Raw genomic sequence first — 15,423 nt, forward strand, 5'->3', positions numbered from 1 at the left:
TTGACGGGCGCCTTATCCGGCGGCGGGGGTATTGTCAAGAGGGTTCTGCTCACCTTGGTGGGCGATTTTTATGCCGAAGAACGGGACCTTCGGGACAGACCAGGCCGATGACACGAGGAACGGAGTGGGACGCGTGACGCGCAGCGTGTACGTGACCGGGATCGACCGCGGTGACGGCCGCCAGGTCGTGGAGCTGGGGATCATGGAGCTCCTGACCCGGCAGGTCGACCGGGTGGGCGTGTTCCGTCCGCTCGTGCACGACGGCCCCGACCGGCTGTTCGAGCTGTTGCGGGCCCGGTACCGCCTGTCGCAGGACCCGGCCACCGTCTACGGCATGGACTACCGGGAGGCGTCCGCGCTCCAGGCCGAGCAGGGCACCGACGAGCTGGTGTCCGCGCTGGTCGACCGCTTCCACCTGGTGGCGCGCGACTACGACGTCGTCCTCGTCCTCGGCACCGACTTCGCCGACACCCAGCTGCCGGACGAGCTGTCCCTGAACGCCCGCCTCGCCAACGAGTTCGCCGCCTCGGTGATCCCGGTGGTCGGCGGCCGCGGGCAGAGCACCGAGGCGGTGCTCGCCGAGACCCGCAACGCCTACCGGGCGTACGACGGACTGGGCTGCGACGTGCTGGCGATGGTCACCAACCGGGTGGCCCGCGAGGACCGCGACGAGATCGCCAGGAGGCTCGCGGACCGGCTGCCGGTGCCCTGCTACGTCGTCCCCGACGAGCCCGCGCTGTCCGCGCCGACCGTCTCCCAGATCGCCCAGGCCCTGGACGCCAAGGTGCTGCTCGGCGACGACTCCGGGCTCGCCCGCGACGCCCTCGGCTTCGTCTTCGGCGGCGCGATGCTGCCCAACCTGCTCACCGCCCTGACCCCCGGCTGTCTGGTGGTGACCCCGGGCGACCGCGCCGACCTGGTCGTCGGCTCGCTGGCCGCGCACAGCGCCGGCACCCCGCCGATCGCCGGCGTGCTGCTGACCCTGAACGAGGTGCCGAGCGAGGAGATCCTCACCCTGGCCGCCCGGCTCGCCCCGGGCACCCCGGTCCTGTCGGTGACCGGCAACTCCTTCCCCACCGCCGAGCGGCTGTTCTCGCTGGAGGGCAAGCTGAACGCGGCCACCCCGCGCAAGGCGGAGACCGCGCTCGGCCTGTTCGAGCGGTACGCCGACACCGCGGGGCTGGCCGCGCGGGTGAGCGCCCCCAGCACCGACCGGGTCACCCCGATGATGTTCGAGCACAAGCTGCTGGAGCAGGCCCGCGCCGACAAGCGCCGGGTGGTCCTGCCGGAGGGCACCGAGGAGCGGGTGCTGCACGCGGCCGAGGTGCTGCTGCGCCGGGGCGTGTGCGACCTGACCCTGCTGGGCCCCGAGGACCAGATCCGCAAGAAGGCCGCCGACCTCGGCATCGACCTGGGCGACACCCGGCTGATCGACCCCGCCACCAGCGAGCTGCGCGACTCCTTCGCCGAGAAGTACGCGGCGTTGCGCGCCCACAAGGGCGTCACGGTGGAGCTGGCCTACGACGTCGTCTCGGACGTCAACTACTTCGGCACCCTGATGGTCCAGGAGGGCCTGGCCGACGGCATGGTGTCCGGGTCGGTGCACTCCACGGCCGCCACCATCCGGCCCGCCTTCGAGATCATCAAGACCAGGCCCGAGTCGTCGATCGTCTCGTCCGTCTTCTTCATGTGCCTGGCCGACAAGGTGCTGGTCTACGGCGACTGCGCGGTCAACCCCGACCCGGACGCGCAGGCGCTCGCGGACATCGCCATCCAGTCGGCGAGCACGGCGGCGCAGTTCGGGGTGGAGCCGAGGATCGCGATGCTGTCGTACTCCACGGGCACCTCCGGTTCGGGCGCCGACGTCGAGAAGGTGCGCGAGGCCACCGAGCTGGCCCGCGCGCGCCGCCCGGACCTGAAGATAGAGGGGCCGATCCAGTACGACGCGGCCGTGGAGCCGTCCGTGGCCGCCACCAAGCTGCCCGGCTCGCAGGTCGCGGGGCAGGCCAGCGTGCTGATCTTCCCCGACCTGAACACCGGCAACAACACCTACAAGGCGGTGCAGCGCTCGGCCGGCGCGATCGCCGTCGGACCGGTCCTGCAGGGTCTGCGCAAGCCGGTCAACGACCTGTCCCGGGGCGCGCTGGTCCAGGACATCGTCAACACCGTCGCCATCACGGCGATCCAGGCCCAGACGCCCGCCCACTGAGTACAGAGAGCTTCCCCATCACCGTGACCGCGACCCGTGTCCTCGTCCTCAACTCCGGCTCCTCGTCGGTGAAGTACCAGCTGCTCGACATGCGCGACGAAAGCCGGCTCGCCGTCGGCCTGGTCGAGCGCATCGGCGAGCAGACCTCCCGGCTGAAGCACACCTGCCTCGCCACCGGCGACACCCGCGAGCAGACCGGGCCGATCGCCGACCACGACGCCGCGCTGAAGGCCGTCGCCGAGGAGCTGAGCCGGGACGGCCTCGGCCTCGACTCGCCGGAACTGGCCGCGATCGGGCACCGGGTGGTGCACGGCGGCATGTTCTTCACCGAGCCGACCGTCGTCGACGACGCGGTGCTCACCGAGATCGAGCGGCTGATCCCGGTGGCCCCGCTGCACAACCCGGCCAACCTGACCGGCATCCGCACCGCCCAGGGGCTGCGCCCCGACCTGCCCCAGGTCGCCGTGTTCGACACGGCCTTCCACACGACGATGCCCGAGTCGGCGGCGCGCTACGCGATCGACCCGAAGATCGCCGACCGGTACCGCATCCGCCGCTACGGCTTCCACGGCACCTCGCACGCCTACGTCTCGCGCCGGACCGCGCGGCTGCTGGGCAAGGACCCGTCCGAGGTCAACGTGATCGTGCTGCACCTGGGCAACGGCGCATCGGCGTCGGCGGTGGAGCGCGGCCGCTGCGTGGACACCTCCATGGGGCTGACGCCTTTGGAGGGACTGGTGATGGGTACGCGCTCCGGTGATGTGGATCCGGCCGTCATCTTCCATTTGGCCCGGGTTGGGGATATGTCCATGGACGAGATCGACACTCTTCTCAACAAGAGGAGCGGTTTGTTCGGTCTGTGCGGCGACAACGACATGCGGGAGATCCGCCGCCGGATCGACGAGGGCGACGAACAGGCCGCTCTCGCGTTCGACATTTACATTCACCGGATCAAGAAGTACATCGGCGCCTATTACGCCGTGCTCGGGACGGTGGACGCGGTCGCCTTCACGGCCGGCGTCGGCGAGAACGCGGCGCCCGTGCGGGAGGCGGCGATCGCGGGCCTCACGGGGCTCGGGCTGGCGGTCGACCCGGACCGGAACGCGCTGCGAGCGGACGAGGCCAGACTGATCTCCCCCGACGATGCGCGTGTCGCGGTCGCTGTGGTGCCGACGGATGAAGAACTGGAGATCGCGACGCAGACCTACGCACTGGTCGGAAAGAACAACTGAATAGCAGCACCTGAGCGGTGCGCCACTCATTTGTATCTTCCGCCAGACGGAATATTCCGTAGCGAAACAAACCGATAGGATCGCCCCATGCGCCGTTCGAAAATCGTCTGTACTCTCGGCCCCGCGGTCGACTCCCACGAGATGCTCGTCGCCATGATCGAGGCGGGCATGAACGTGGCCCGGTTCAACTTCAGCCACGGCTCCCACGCCGAGCACCAGGCGCGGTACGACCGCGTCCGGGCCGCCTCCAAGGAGACCGGCCGGCCCATCGGCGTCCTCGCCGACCTGCAGGGCCCGAAGATCCGCCTGGAGACCTTCGCCGAGGGTCCGGTCGAACTCGAGCGCGGTGACGAGTTCGTCATCACCACCGAGGACGTCCCGGGCGACAAGCACATCTGCGGCACGACGTACAAGGGTCTGCCGGGCGACGTCGACAAGGGCGACCAGGTCCTGATCAACGACGGCAACGTCGAGCTGAAGGTGCTGGACGTCGAGGGCCCCCGGGTGAGGACGATCGTCATCGAGGGCGGTGTCGTCTCCGACCACAAGGGCATCAACCTGCCCGGCACGGCCGTCAACGTGCCCGCGCTGAGCGAGAAGGACGTCGAGGACCTGCGCTTCGCCCTCCGCATGGGCTGCGACCTGGTCGCGCTGTCCTTCGTCCGGGACGCCAAGGACATCCAGGACGTGCACCGCGTCATGGACGAGGAGGGCCGCCGGGTCCCCGTCATCGCCAAGGTGGAGAAGCCGCAGGCGGTGGAGAACATGGAGGACGTCGTGATGGCGTTCGACGGCGTGATGGTCGCCCGCGGCGACCTCGCCGTCGAGTACCCGCTCGAGAAGGTCCCCATGGTGCAGAAGCGCCTGATCGAGCTGTGCCGGCGCAACGCCAAGCCGGTGATCGTGGCGACCCAGATGATGGAGTCGATGATCACCAACTCCCGTCCGACCCGCGCCGAGGCCTCCGACGTGGCCAACGCGATCCTGGACGGCGCCGACGCGGTCATGCTGAGCGCCGAGTCGTCGGTGGGCGCCTACCCGGTCGAGACGGTCAAGACCATGTCGAAGATCGTGGCCGCCGCCGAGCAGGAACTGCTCTCCAAGGGCCTGCAGCCGCTGGTGCCGGGCAAGAAGCCGCGCACCCAGGGCGGTTCGGTGGCCCGCGCGGCCTGCGAGATCGCCGACTTCCTCGGCGGCCGGGGCCTGATCGCGTTCACCCAGTCCGGTGACACCGCGCGCCGCCTCTCCCGCTACCGCGCGGTCCAGCCGATCATCGCGTTCACCACCGACGAGGGCACCCGCAACCAGCTCACCCTGAGCTGGGGCGTGGAGCCGCACGTCGTGCCGTTCGTGAACACCACGGACGAGATGGTCGACCTCGTCGACCAGGAGATCGCCAAGCTGCACCGCTTCGACGCGGGCGACACGGTCATCATCACCGCCGGCTCGCCCCCCGGCGTCCCCGGCACCACCAACATGCTGCGCGTGCACCATCTGGGCACGCAGGCCGGCTGACGGCCCCGCAAGGTCTCGTACGGCACTGAGGGCGCCCCCTGGAGCAGGGGGCGCCCTCAGCTGTGTGCGGCTCCCGAACGGGCTTTGCGAGGCCGGTCAGTCGGTCGTGTACACGTGCATGCCGGGCACGTGCAGGTTGCCGCCGAACTGCGCCGCCTGCACCACGTGGACGTTGGTGAAGTAGATCAGCGGGAGGTTCAGCGGGGGCGGGCTGTCGGGCGTGAACGTCATCGGGATCAGGCCGAAGAGGTTGCCCGAGATGCTCTCGGTGTACATCGTGGTGGCGCCGCCCCGGATCGTGGACGTCGAGCCCTTGGCCGCCTGCACGTGGTAGGTCTTGCCGGAGAGCTTGTCGTTCACCGTCTGGTGCAGGTCGCCGATGTCCGTGCCGTCGGAGATGACGTACTTCAGCACCTTCTTGGTGGTGCCGGAGGCCGTCTTCACCTCCACGATGCCCTGGTAGTCGGCGCCCTTGAGCAGCAGCGAGCTGGCGCTCAGGTACCACGGGTCGTCCGCCACCGGCACCTTGTTGTCGACGCCGCCCTCGTCGGTGGTGGCCGCCGGGCAGTCCTGCGCCGAGGCGCTGGAGCTCGCCGACGGGCTCGGGGTGGCCGACGCGGCCGTGTCCTTGACGGCCTTGGCGGCGTCCGAGGCCGTCTTGGAGACCGTGTCGGTGGTCTTCTTCACCGTGTCGCCGACCGTCTTGGTGGTCTTGGAGACGGTGTCGTTCACCGTGTCGGTGAGCTTGGAGCCGGAGGACGACGAGTCCGACGCGGACGAGGAACCGGACGAGGAGTCCGACGACGCGCTCGCCGAGGGGGTCGCGGACGGCGTCGGGCTCGTGGAGGAGCCGCCGGAGTCCTTGCCGCCGCCCAGGATGCCGCCGAGCGTGTCGCCGAGGGTGCCCAGCAGACCGCCGCTGCTCTTGGACGCGGTCGGCGAGGGCGTGGCCGAGCCGTCGCCGGAACCCGACGACGAGCCCGAGCCGGACGAGCCGGAGGTCGCGGTCGGCGTGGGCGTGGACTTGTCGCCGGAACCTGAATCCGGCGAAGAGGCCGTGCCCGTACCACCGGACTTCGTGTCCTTGGAGTCCGTGGAGTCCTTCGAGTCCTTGGCGCCGGCGCTCGCCGAGGGCGACGGCGTGGCCGTGTCACCGCTCTTGGAGGCGGACGGCGAGGGCGAGGCGGAGGCGTCCTTGGAACTGTCCAGCGCCTTGACGCAGTCCTTGTACTCGTCCGCCGTCAGGCTCTTGGCGGTGGTCGACGGGGACGGGCTGCCGCCGCCGGCCGCGAGGGCCAGGGAGGACGTGAAGCCCATGCCCATCAGCACCGCCGTCGGCATCGCCACGGAGGCGATCGCCTTGCCGGCCGGCATGTGGAACCTGGTGAACAGCGGCTTTCTGGGCGCCGCGTGGCGGGGACCGGATCTCGCACGGGACCCGTCCACATCGGTCCCGCGGGTCACCTCGTCAGCCGGCACTGTGCCTCCCGTTCGCCCCGTTGGCCGGGCTCGTTCCTGACAGGTCGTTCGCCTCGTGCCCGCCGTCCAGGCGCTTGTCGGGCAGCCCGGCGGCCTGCGGGGCACCGGCCTCGGCCGGCGGCTGCTCCGCCGGCCCGCCGGGGGCCCACGCCACGGCCATCGCCCCGCCGATGAGGGCGAAGAGGAAGCCCAGGACGAAGCCGCCGAAGTTGGACACGGGGATGGACACCAGCGCGAGCAGGATCGCGGCCACTCCGGCGAAGACCCGTACGTGCTTCTGGAACCAGAGGCTGATGCCCAGGACGATCAGCAGCACGCCGATGATCAGGGACCCGGCTCCCGCGGTGGTCGCCATCGCCAGCGTGAGATGGCCGAGCTGGAGGTGGGCGTACGGGAAGTACATGATCGGAAAGCCGCCGAGGATGACGAACAGTCCGGCCCAGAACGGACGCGTGCCCCGCCAGGCGCGGAACTGCAGCCTCCGGCGGGTGAACTGGCCGGGTGCGGCGGCAGAGGTCTCGGCGCTCATGGAAAACAGCTCCCTGGTGCGGCGTTGCTGTGGTGGTGATGTGTGGCGCGTGTGAAACACGGCCGGAGAGTGGACGGGCGGGGGCGCCACCGGCTCCCCCGCCCCTCACCTGGTGCTCAGTAGCACTCGTGCGAACCCGTCGACAGCGACATGTGCAGACCACTGAGCTTGAAGGTACCCGCTGTGGTCGCCCAGGCCGTCTGCTTGACACCGCTCAGCGTGGCCGAATCGGCCTGCTGGGCGAAGCCGTACGGGTTGGCCTGCTCGCCGCCGCCCTTCATGCCCGGACCCTTGCCGGCGTCCTTGGCGGCAACACCGATGTCGATGTTGTTGAACGTCGCGTCGGCGTTCAGGTCGGCGACATCGATGTAGATGTTGTCGGCCTCGACCTTGTCGTGACCCGCACCGCCGGCCCGCAGGATCAGGCTGACGCTGCCGAAGATCGGCACGTCAGGGGTGACCACGGACTGGCACAGGTTGGTGATCTCGGCGTGCTTGAACGCCGAGACGGCCACCGGGTGAGCCGTCTTCTGCCCGTCCAGCGTGTAACCGCTGTCGATGGCGCCGTACTGCTCGAAGCCGGTGCCCACGAGCTGGTCGGCGGACACCTTGAACGACTGACCGGAGACGCTGAACGAAGCGGCCAGAGCGCCCTGCGCGAGGGCGACACCTATCGCGGCCGTCGCGGCGACGCTGGGCACCATGACCACAGCGAACCGCTTCCATCTGGTCCCGCCACGCACCTGGGACTCCATATTTCCTCCTTCTCGGACGTACATCTCCTGGCCCGGGCCGGCCACCAGTCGGCGGCTCGACCAGGCAGGGATGGGAGAAGTGCTACGTCCTCGGGAAGGAGAGCGCCCGCGCTCGGTGGCGCGAACCGCGCCCGAATCACCGGCGATCACCCCCGAGCGACAACCACTGGTCGCGCCTGACACGCATCACGCACAACCTTGCTTGGACAGGCTTCGCCGAGTGGACGAAGACCCCCCTGCCCTAGACCCGGCGCCACTGCCGCCGGCTCTGCTCGGTGGGGACCCAGAGTCTCCCGTGACCCGACCGGCTGCCGGGGTGCGGGAATGGACCGAGCGTCGCCGATCGTGGTGCATTCTCGCGCCGGGCACAAGGGGGTTCGTTACTGGCTAGTAACGGCCGGATAACCGCAGGACGACCGAGCGGTCTCGGAGCGCGACGCTCGGTGGCAATCGGGGGCAGAGCAAAGCCGTTGATCCCTGGACGAATCCAGACAGACCAACGGCCTCGACTTACTCGCAGTAACAGTTCGCACGATTACCAAGATTTGGCAAAGAGCCGCCTCCGTGACGACTCGTCGGCAAACCTTTCACCCCGGCATCACAAGCCGTGGCGTTTAGCGACTGGTCAGAACAGGGCGCGCGCGAGCGCCCTTCGCGCGCCCACCACACGCGGATCCTCGGGACCCACGACCTCGAACAGCTCCAGCAGCCGGCGCCGCACCGCGTCCCGGTCGTCACCCGCCGTACGCTGCACGGTCTCGATCAGCCGGCCGAAGGCGTCCTCGACATGGCCGCCCACCAGGTCCAGATCGGCGGCGGCGATCTGCGCCTCGACGTCCTTGGGCTTCTCGGCCGCCTCCCGGCGGACCTTCTGGGGGTCGAAGCCCTGCACCCGCTGGAGCAACTCGGCCTGGGCCAGGCCCAGTTTGGCCTCGGGGTGGCCCGGGTCGTCGGCCAGCACGTTCTTGTACGCCTGGATGGCGCCGCCCAGGTCGCCGGCGTCCAGGGCCTGGGCGGCCGCGTTCAGCGCCGCGTCGTACGGCCCCGCCTGCTCGACGGCCGCGCCGGCGCCGGCCTGCGCGTCCGGGTCGACGGTCAGGCCCGTGATGCCGAACCGCTGCTCGGCCACCTGCACCAGCTGGTCCAGGGTCTGCCGGATCTGCTGCTCGGGGGCCGCGCCCTGGAACAGCGGCAGCGCCTGTCCGGCCACGACGGCGAACACGGCCGGGATGCCCTGGATCCCGAACTGCTGCATCAGCATCTGGTTGGCGTCGACGTCGATCTTGGCGAGGAGGAAGCGCCCGTCGTACTCGACGGCCAGCCGCTCCAGGACCGGGCTCAGCTGCTTGCAGGGCTGACACCACTCGGCCCAGAAGTCGATGACGACCGGGACTTCGGCGGACCGCTGGAGCACATCGCGCTCGAAGCCCGCCTCATCGACGTCGATGACGAGATCGGCCGGGGCGACGGCCCCCGTGCCGCCCTGCCGGGCGGCCTCGGCGCGCGCCTGCTCGGCCTTGGCCTTGGCGTCCTGGGCCGCCTTCACCGCGGCGAGGTCGACGACGCCGCTCATGGACATGTTCCGTGGCTGCATGCGTCTATCCTCCCCCGTTACCGCGTCGAAATGAAAAACACCGTGCAGCGGGCGCCCGGGTCCCCACCCGCGCCCCCATGTCCTCGCGTGCGCACGCCTCGTGTACGTCCGGCACGAGCCGGCCCACGCTTTCGCTACGAGTCGTAGCGTAATGCCATCGGGGTCCCGCACGACACCAGTACCCGGTGATCTCCCTCACGACCGCACAGATCCCGCCGGTTATGGTCGAGGGATGCAGAGCCGCACTCCCGCCAGCCGTACCGGGCGCCCGCGCAGCGCCGCCGCGGACGCCGCGATCCTGGCCGCGACCAGGCAGGCTCTGGTGGAGCTCGGCTGGTCCAAGCTCACCCTGGGAGACGTGGCGACCCGCGCCGGGGTCGCGAAGACGACGCTGTACCGCCGCTGGGCCGGCAAGCACGAGCTGGTGTGCGACGCGGTGGCGGAGCTCTTCGACGAACTGGAGCTTCCGGACCGGGGCAGCCTGGCCGCGGACATCGAGGGCGTGGTGCTGCAGTTCGCGGCGATCCTGGCGCGCCCGGAGGCGAAGAGTGGCCTGATGGCGGTGGTCGCCGAGTCCACCCGCGACGACGCGCTGCGCGAGCGCATCCGCCGCTCCATCGTGGAACGCCAGATGCGCCTGGTCCTGCAGGGCCGCGCCCGCGCCGAGAGCCGCGGCGAACTGCCCCCGGTGCCCGAGCCGGAGGAGGCCGCCCGCACGGTGGAGCTGATCTTCGACGTGGTGGCGGGCGCGGTGGTCCACCGCACCCTGGTGAGCGGCAAACCGGCGGACGAGGAGTGGGTGCGCGACTTCACCCGGGTCCTGCTGCAGGGACTGGCCTCGTCCGCCTGAGCCGCCTCGGGCAGGCCCCAGGGCCCTGTCGTCAGACTCCCTCCCCCAGCCTCCGGCCGGGGACCCCCAGAGCACGCACCCACGGCATGCATCAGCTGCTTCGCAGCGGGCGCGAGGCCCGCCCTCCGGGCGGACGGCGGGAGTCTGACGGCAGGCCCTAGAAGCCCGCGGGCTCCGTGTAGACGCCCCACTCGTCGCGCAGCACCCCGCAGATCTCGCCCAGCGTCGCCTCGGCCCGTACGGCCTCGAGCATCGGCTCGATCATGTTGGAGCCGTCGCGGGCGGCCGCCAGCATGCCGTCGAGCGCGGCGCGCACGGCCGCGTCGTCCCGGGCGGCCTTCCGCTCGGCCAGCACCCGCACCTGCTCGCGCTCCACCTCGTGGCTGACCCGCAGGATCTCCAGGTCCCCGGTGACCGAACCGGTGTGGACGTTGACGCCGACGACCTTCTTGTCGCCCTTCTCCAGCGCCTGCTGGTAGCGGAACGCGGACTCGGCGATCTCGCCGGTGAACCAGCCGTCCTCGATCCCGCGCAGGATCCCGGAGGTGATCGGCCCGATGGGGTGCTGTCCGTCCGGGTGGGCCCGCAGGCCCCGCTCCTTGATCTGCTCGAAGATCTTCTCCGCGTCGGCCTCGATCCGGTCCGTCAGCTGCTCGACGTACCACGAACCGCCCAGCGGGTCCGCCACGTTGGCGACGCCGGTCTCCTCCATCAGCACCTGCTGGGTGCGCAGCGCGATCTCCGCGGCCTGCTCGCTGGGCAGCGCGAGGGTCTCGTCGAGGGCGTTGGTGTGCAGCGAGTTGGTCCCGCCGAGCACGGCCGCCAGCGCCTCCACGGCCGTACGGACGACGTTGTTGTACGGCTGCTGGGCCGTCAGCGACACACCGGCGGTCTGCGTGTGGAAGCGCAGCCACTGCGCCTTGTCGCTCCGCGCGCCGTACACGTCGCGCATCCAGCGCGCCCAGATGCGGCGCGCGGCACGGAACTTGGCGATCTCCTCGAAGAAGTCGACGTGCGCGTCGAAGAAGAAGGACAGGCCCGGGGCGAAGACGTCCACGTCCAGGCCGCGGCTGAGCCCCAGTTCGACGTACCCGAAGCCGTCCGCCAGCGTGTACGCCAGCTCCTGCGCGGCCGTCGCACCCGCCTCGCGGATGTGGTAGCCGGACACGGACAGCGGCTTGTAGGCGGGGATGCCGGCGGCGCAGTACTCCATGAGGTCGCCGATCAGGCGCAGATGGGGCTCGGGCTGGAACAGCCACTCCTTCTGCGCGATGTACTCCTTGAAGATGTCGGTCTGGAGCGTGCCGTTGAGCACCGACGGGTCCACGCCCTGCCGCTCGGCGGCGACCAGGTACATGCAGAAGACGGGGACGGCCGGACCGCTGATGGTCATGGACGTCGTCACGTCGCCCAGCGGGATGTCCTTGAACAGGACCTCCATGTCGGCGGCGGAGTCGATGGCGACGCCGCAGTGGCCGACCTCGCCGAGCGAGCGGGGGTCGTCGGAGTCGCGCCCCATGAGCGTCGGCATGTCGAAGGCCACGGACAGGCCCCCGCCGCCGGCGGCGAGGATCATCTTGTACCGCTCGTTGGTCTGCTCGGCGTTGCCGAACCCGGCGAACTGCCGGATCGTCCAGGTGCGCCCGCGGTAGCCGGTCGGATGGAGCCCGCGCGTGAAGGGGTACTCCCCCGGCCAGCCGATCCGCTCGAATCCCTGGTACGTGTCGCCCGGTCGGGGCCCGTACACCGGCTCCACGGGGTCGCCGGAGAGCGTGGTGAAGTCTGCGTCGCGCTTGCGTGCGGCGTCGTAGCGGGCCTGCCAGCGGCGGCGGCCCTCCTCGATGGCGTGAGCGTCCATACCATCGAATTTACTTGGACGTCCTAGTAAATGTCGATGGCAGACCGCCGTCCGATGGGGTGGGCCGGGCCACACGGCGGGCGCGGGGCCCGCCGCACGGCGTCCGTACGGCGGTGCGGACTACGCCTTGGCGACGGCTGGGGCCTGGTCGGCGACCTTGGCCTCCAGCTCGCGGCTGATCCTGCGCTCGACGAAGAAGGCGGCGGTGGGAATCGTCCCCGCCAGCAGCACCCACAGCTGCTTGCCGATCGGCATCTTCGTCTTCGAGCCCAGGTCGAAGGCGACGACGAGGTAGACGACGTACAGCCAGCCGTGGGCGATGGCGACGACCCGGGTCACGTCGGCCGCGCCGCTGATGTCCAGCCCGTACTTCGCGATCATGCTCAGGCACAGCAGCACCAGCAGGACACCGGTGGTGTAGGCCATGACGCGGTAGCGGGTCAGCACGCTCTTCTTCATGCAGTCGAGCGTAACCACCCGTTCCGGGAGATCTTGCCCGGGGTGGCCGCTGGGCTCAGTCCTCCTCGAAATCGCCCGCCGCGACCCGCAGCGGGCGGAGCATCGCGAAGATCTCCGCGCACTCCTCGGCGTCGTACACCCCGAGCCCGAAGTCCATCGCCATCAGGTCCCGGGTGGCCGCGTCGACCACCTCGCGGCCCTTGTCGGTGATGACTGCGAGGGTGCCGCGGCCGTCGTTGGGGTTGGGCCGCTTGGCGACCAGCCCGGACCTGACCAGCCGGTCCACGGTGTTCGTCACGGACGTGGGATGCACCATCAGCCGCTCGCCGATCTTGGACATGGGCAGCTCGCCGGCCTTGGAGAAGGTCAGCAGCACCAGCGCCTCGTACCGCGCGAACGTCAGTCCGTACGGCTTGACCACCGCGTCCACCTCGGCGAGCAGGATCTGCTGGGCCCGCATGATCGAGGTGATCGCGGCCATGGGCGGCACGTTTCCCCAGCGCTGCTTCCAGAGCTCGTCGGCGCGGGCGATGGGGTCGAAGGGAAGGCTGAGTGGCTTCGGCACGTCATCAGACCCTACCGGCCGGTCATATGCCGGTCAGCCCCGTCTCGTCTGTCGGTCGCCCCGCCTTTCGGCTCACCCGTACGCCTCCAGGCGGCGCAGTACGCACGGGGGCCGGGACCGGGTGGCCGGTGAGCGCGGGCAGCGGCGGGCGGCGGGGGTCACGGGCAGCGGGGCCGTGAAGAGGGCGAGCGAGCCGGCGACCACCAGCGTCAGCGGACACAGGAAGGCCATGGCGTCCGCGAAGGGGCCGCCGAGGCCGAGCAGGGGGTGCAGGGCCAGGCCGGTCAGGCAGGCGGCGAGGACGAGCGCGCGGACGGTCAGTTCGAGGATCCAGTTGAGCAGGGAGCGCTCGGGCGTGATCCCCCGCTCCAGCCACAGCCGGAGCCGGTCGAAGGACCACGCCGTCGCCCAGCCCGTCAGCGGCCGCAGCAGCACCCGGTCGGCGACCGCGCCGAAGGCGCCCCCGCGGGGGCGGTACTCGTACCCGGTGAGCAGCCGTACGCCCTGCGCGTCGGGCACGTAGCGCCAGTAGGCGCTCGCCTCGGCGACCGGGGAGAGCGGATGGCGGGAGGAGAAGCGCAGGGCGCACACGCGCGTGCCGTCCGGGCGGTCGCGCTCGCCGGCCGCGACGCCGGCGGCGGGCACGGTGAGCAGCGGCAGCACGCGCCAGGCGCAGGTGAAGCGGCGCGGCCCGCCCGCCGCGGCGGGCAGGGGCTCGACCGACCGGAAGCGGAGGTCCCAGCGCAGGCGTGTCACGGGGTCCTGGGTGTGCGCCCACAGCTCGTCGAGGCCGGCGCGTATGTGTGTCTCCCGGTAGAGACGCATGGTGTTCCCCCAGAACGTCAAGCCGGGCGATCGCCCGGATGATCAGGAGGGGAACGTACACCTGCCCCGGCGGCCGCTCAAAAGGGGCCCGTCACCCCGCCAGATGCCGTTCGACGGTCTCGACCTTGGAGGTGAGCCCGTCCGTCACGCCGGGCCGGATGTCGGCCTTGAGGACGAGCGAGACGCGCGGCGCGCGGGCCTCCACGGCGGCGACGGCGCGCCTGACGACGTCCATGACCTCGTCCCACTCGCCCTCGACGGAGGTGAACATGGCGTCGGTGCGGTTGGGCAGTCCGGACTCGCGGACCACGCGGACGGCGTCGGCGACGTACTCCCCCACGTCCTCGCCGACGCCGAGGGGCGTCACGGAGAAGGCGACGATCATGCGTTGACGACCCCTTCCTTGCGGGCGCGGGCGGCGATGACCTCGTCCTCGGCGGCGCGCTTGAGCTTGCGCTCGGCGAAGAAGCCGCCGGTGGGCAGCACGGAGAGGACGAAGTACAGCAGGCCCGTCCTCAGCGGCCACTTGGCGCGGTTCCAGGCGTCCGCCCAGAAGATCACGTACAGGATGAACAGCACGCCGTGGACCGCGCCCATGACGGGGACCGCGTTGAAGTCGGTGGTCCGCTTCAGCACCGAGCAGACGAGCAGGATCAGGAAGGACACGGCCTCCGGGGCCGAGACCAGGCGGAGGCGGCGGAGGGCGGTGGCGGTCTTGATGTCCACGGATCACCTTCGGTGGGAGTTCTCGCGACGGTCTGCGGTTACGGTCCGTCGGGGGCGGGCTGCAGTTTGTGAACACACGCACAAGCGTCCCCATTGTGGCAAACGGCGGCCCTGGGGGTCCGCTCAGGGTCGGTGTCCACCCGGAGGCCCTGTTCCGTCCACCCGTCGCGCCGCTACTTTCACTGCGTGGCGATGTTCCGACTCCAGGGCAGCAAGGTGCTCGCCGTCGACATGACCGGGGACGCCGTGAAGGCGAAGAACGGCTCGATGGTCGCGTACGACGGGCAGATGAGCTTCAAGAAGCTGAGCGGCGGCGGGGAGGGGCTGCGCGGGATGGTGACCCGCCGGCTCACCGGCGAGCAGATGACGGTGATGGAGGTGAAGGGGCACGGCACCTGCTGGTTCGCGGACCGGGCGACCGAGATCAACCTCGTGAGCCTCCAGGGCGACAAGCTGTACGTGGAGTCGAGCAACCTGCTCGTCACGGACGCGGGGCTGCGCACGGGCACGACGTTCACGGGGCTGCGCGGCGCCTCGCAGGGCAACGGCCTGTTCACGACGACCGTCGAGGGGCACGGGCAGGCGGCGATCCTGTCCGACGGGCCGGCGGTGGTGCTCCGGGTCAGTCCGCAGTACCCGCTGATCGTCGACCCGGGCGCCTATGTCGCGCACCAGGGGAATGTCCGGCAGTCCTTCCAGTCGGGCGTGACGTTCCGCACGTTCTTCGGGGAGGGCGGCGGCGAGGCCTTCCAGATCCGCTTCGAGGGGGACGGTCTGGTGTACGTGCAGCCGAGCGAGCGGAACACGATCGCGGGGGATCTGTAGCC

General features: G+C 70.5%; 15 protein-coding genes. 5 read left to right on the forward strand and 10 right to left on the reverse strand.

The window, feature by feature from the left end; translation table 11 throughout:
- Positions 1–133 precede the first annotated feature (133 nt).
- From pta to pyk, 3 genes are all read left to right on the forward strand, one after another.
- Positions 134–2,209 carry a phosphate acetyltransferase gene (gene pta / locus ACGFZN_RS13430; RefSeq protein WP_393858601.1) on the forward strand — a complete coding sequence of 692 codons (2,076 nt, stop codon included), beginning with the start codon at positions 134–136 and terminating at the stop codon, positions 2,207–2,209.
- A gap of 23 nt (positions 2,210–2,232) precedes the next feature.
- Positions 2,233–3,441: an acetate kinase gene (locus tag ACGFZN_RS13435; RefSeq protein ID WP_393858602.1), complete on the forward strand. Its 1,209-nt coding sequence runs from the start codon at positions 2,233–2,235 to the stop codon at positions 3,439–3,441.
- A gap of 87 nt (positions 3,442–3,528) precedes the next feature.
- Positions 3,529–4,956 carry a pyruvate kinase gene (gene pyk, locus ACGFZN_RS13440; protein ID WP_393858603.1) on the forward strand — a complete coding sequence of 476 codons (1,428 nt, stop codon included), beginning with the start codon at positions 3,529–3,531 and terminating at the stop codon, positions 4,954–4,956.
- A 96-nt stretch (positions 4,957–5,052) separates the two neighbouring features.
- Here pyk and ACGFZN_RS13445 read toward each other — a convergent pair whose 3' ends face one another.
- From ACGFZN_RS13445 to ACGFZN_RS13460, 4 genes are all read right to left on the reverse strand, one after another.
- Positions 5,053–6,435 carry a hypothetical protein gene (locus ACGFZN_RS13445; RefSeq protein ID WP_393858604.1) on the reverse strand — a complete coding sequence of 461 codons (1,383 nt, stop codon included), beginning with the start codon at positions 6,433–6,435 and terminating at the stop codon, positions 5,053–5,055.
- On the reverse strand, positions 6,425–6,964 hold the full coding sequence (locus tag ACGFZN_RS13450) for a DUF6114 domain-containing protein (RefSeq protein ID WP_393858605.1): 540 nt from the start codon (positions 6,962–6,964) through the stop codon (positions 6,425–6,427). The genes ACGFZN_RS13445 and ACGFZN_RS13450 overlap by 11 nt, the downstream gene beginning before the upstream one ends.
- Positions 6,965–7,080: 116 nt before the next feature.
- Positions 7,081–7,719, reverse strand: coding sequence for a DUF6230 family protein (locus ACGFZN_RS13455; protein ID WP_393858606.1), 639 nt, complete (start codon positions 7,717–7,719; stop codon positions 7,081–7,083).
- 625 nt (positions 7,720–8,344) lie between these two features.
- Positions 8,345–9,313: a tetratricopeptide repeat protein gene (locus ACGFZN_RS13460; RefSeq protein ID WP_393858607.1), complete on the reverse strand. Its 969-nt coding sequence runs from the start codon at positions 9,311–9,313 to the stop codon at positions 8,345–8,347.
- A 232-nt stretch (positions 9,314–9,545) separates the two neighbouring features.
- Between ACGFZN_RS13460 and ACGFZN_RS13465 the strand changes: the two genes are divergently transcribed.
- The gene (locus tag ACGFZN_RS13465) at positions 9,546–10,163 is read left to right on the forward strand and encodes a TetR/AcrR family transcriptional regulator (protein ID WP_393858608.1); all 618 of its coding nucleotides are present in this window, start codon (positions 9,546–9,548) and stop codon (positions 10,161–10,163) included.
- 157 nt (positions 10,164–10,320) lie between these two features.
- On the opposite strand, the gene ACGFZN_RS13470 is transcribed toward ACGFZN_RS13465, so the two are convergent.
- From ACGFZN_RS13470 to ACGFZN_RS13495, 6 genes are all read right to left on the reverse strand, one after another.
- Positions 10,321–12,021, reverse strand: a complete 1,701-nt coding sequence (locus ACGFZN_RS13470) for a methylmalonyl-CoA mutase (protein ID WP_393858609.1) — start codon at positions 12,019–12,021, stop codon at positions 10,321–10,323.
- Between the two features lie 120 nt (positions 12,022–12,141).
- Positions 12,142–12,480 (reverse strand): DUF3817 domain-containing protein, encoded by a 339-nt coding sequence (locus ACGFZN_RS13475; protein ID WP_351216123.1) that lies wholly within the window; start codon positions 12,478–12,480, stop codon positions 12,142–12,144.
- 55 nt (positions 12,481–12,535) lie between these two features.
- A complete protein-coding gene (locus tag ACGFZN_RS13480) occupies positions 12,536–13,045 on the reverse strand; it encodes a MarR family transcriptional regulator (RefSeq protein ID WP_360155195.1) in 510 nt (169 codons plus the stop codon).
- Between the two features lie 72 nt (positions 13,046–13,117).
- A complete protein-coding gene (locus tag ACGFZN_RS13485; RefSeq protein WP_393858610.1) occupies positions 13,118–13,870 on the reverse strand; it encodes a hypothetical protein in 753 nt (250 codons plus the stop codon).
- A gap of 91 nt (positions 13,871–13,961) precedes the next feature.
- A complete protein-coding gene (locus tag ACGFZN_RS13490) occupies positions 13,962–14,255 on the reverse strand; it encodes an MTH1187 family thiamine-binding protein (RefSeq protein WP_030187368.1) in 294 nt (97 codons plus the stop codon).
- Positions 14,252–14,596: a DUF3817 domain-containing protein gene (locus tag ACGFZN_RS13495; protein WP_393858611.1), complete on the reverse strand. Its 345-nt coding sequence runs from the start codon at positions 14,594–14,596 to the stop codon at positions 14,252–14,254. The genes ACGFZN_RS13490 and ACGFZN_RS13495 overlap by 4 nt, the downstream gene beginning before the upstream one ends.
- A 192-nt stretch (positions 14,597–14,788) precedes the next feature.
- On the opposite strand from ACGFZN_RS13495, the gene ACGFZN_RS13500 reads away from it, so the two are divergent.
- Entirely contained in the window at positions 14,789–15,421 is a 633-nt protein-coding gene (locus ACGFZN_RS13500; protein WP_360155183.1) for an AIM24 family protein, read from the forward strand.
- Positions 15,422–15,423 lie beyond the last annotated feature (2 nt).

Origin of the sequence: Streptomyces sp. NPDC048192 (genome assembly GCF_043202415.1) — a bacterium.
GTDB lineage: Bacteria > Actinomycetota > Actinomycetes > Streptomycetales > Streptomycetaceae > Streptomyces.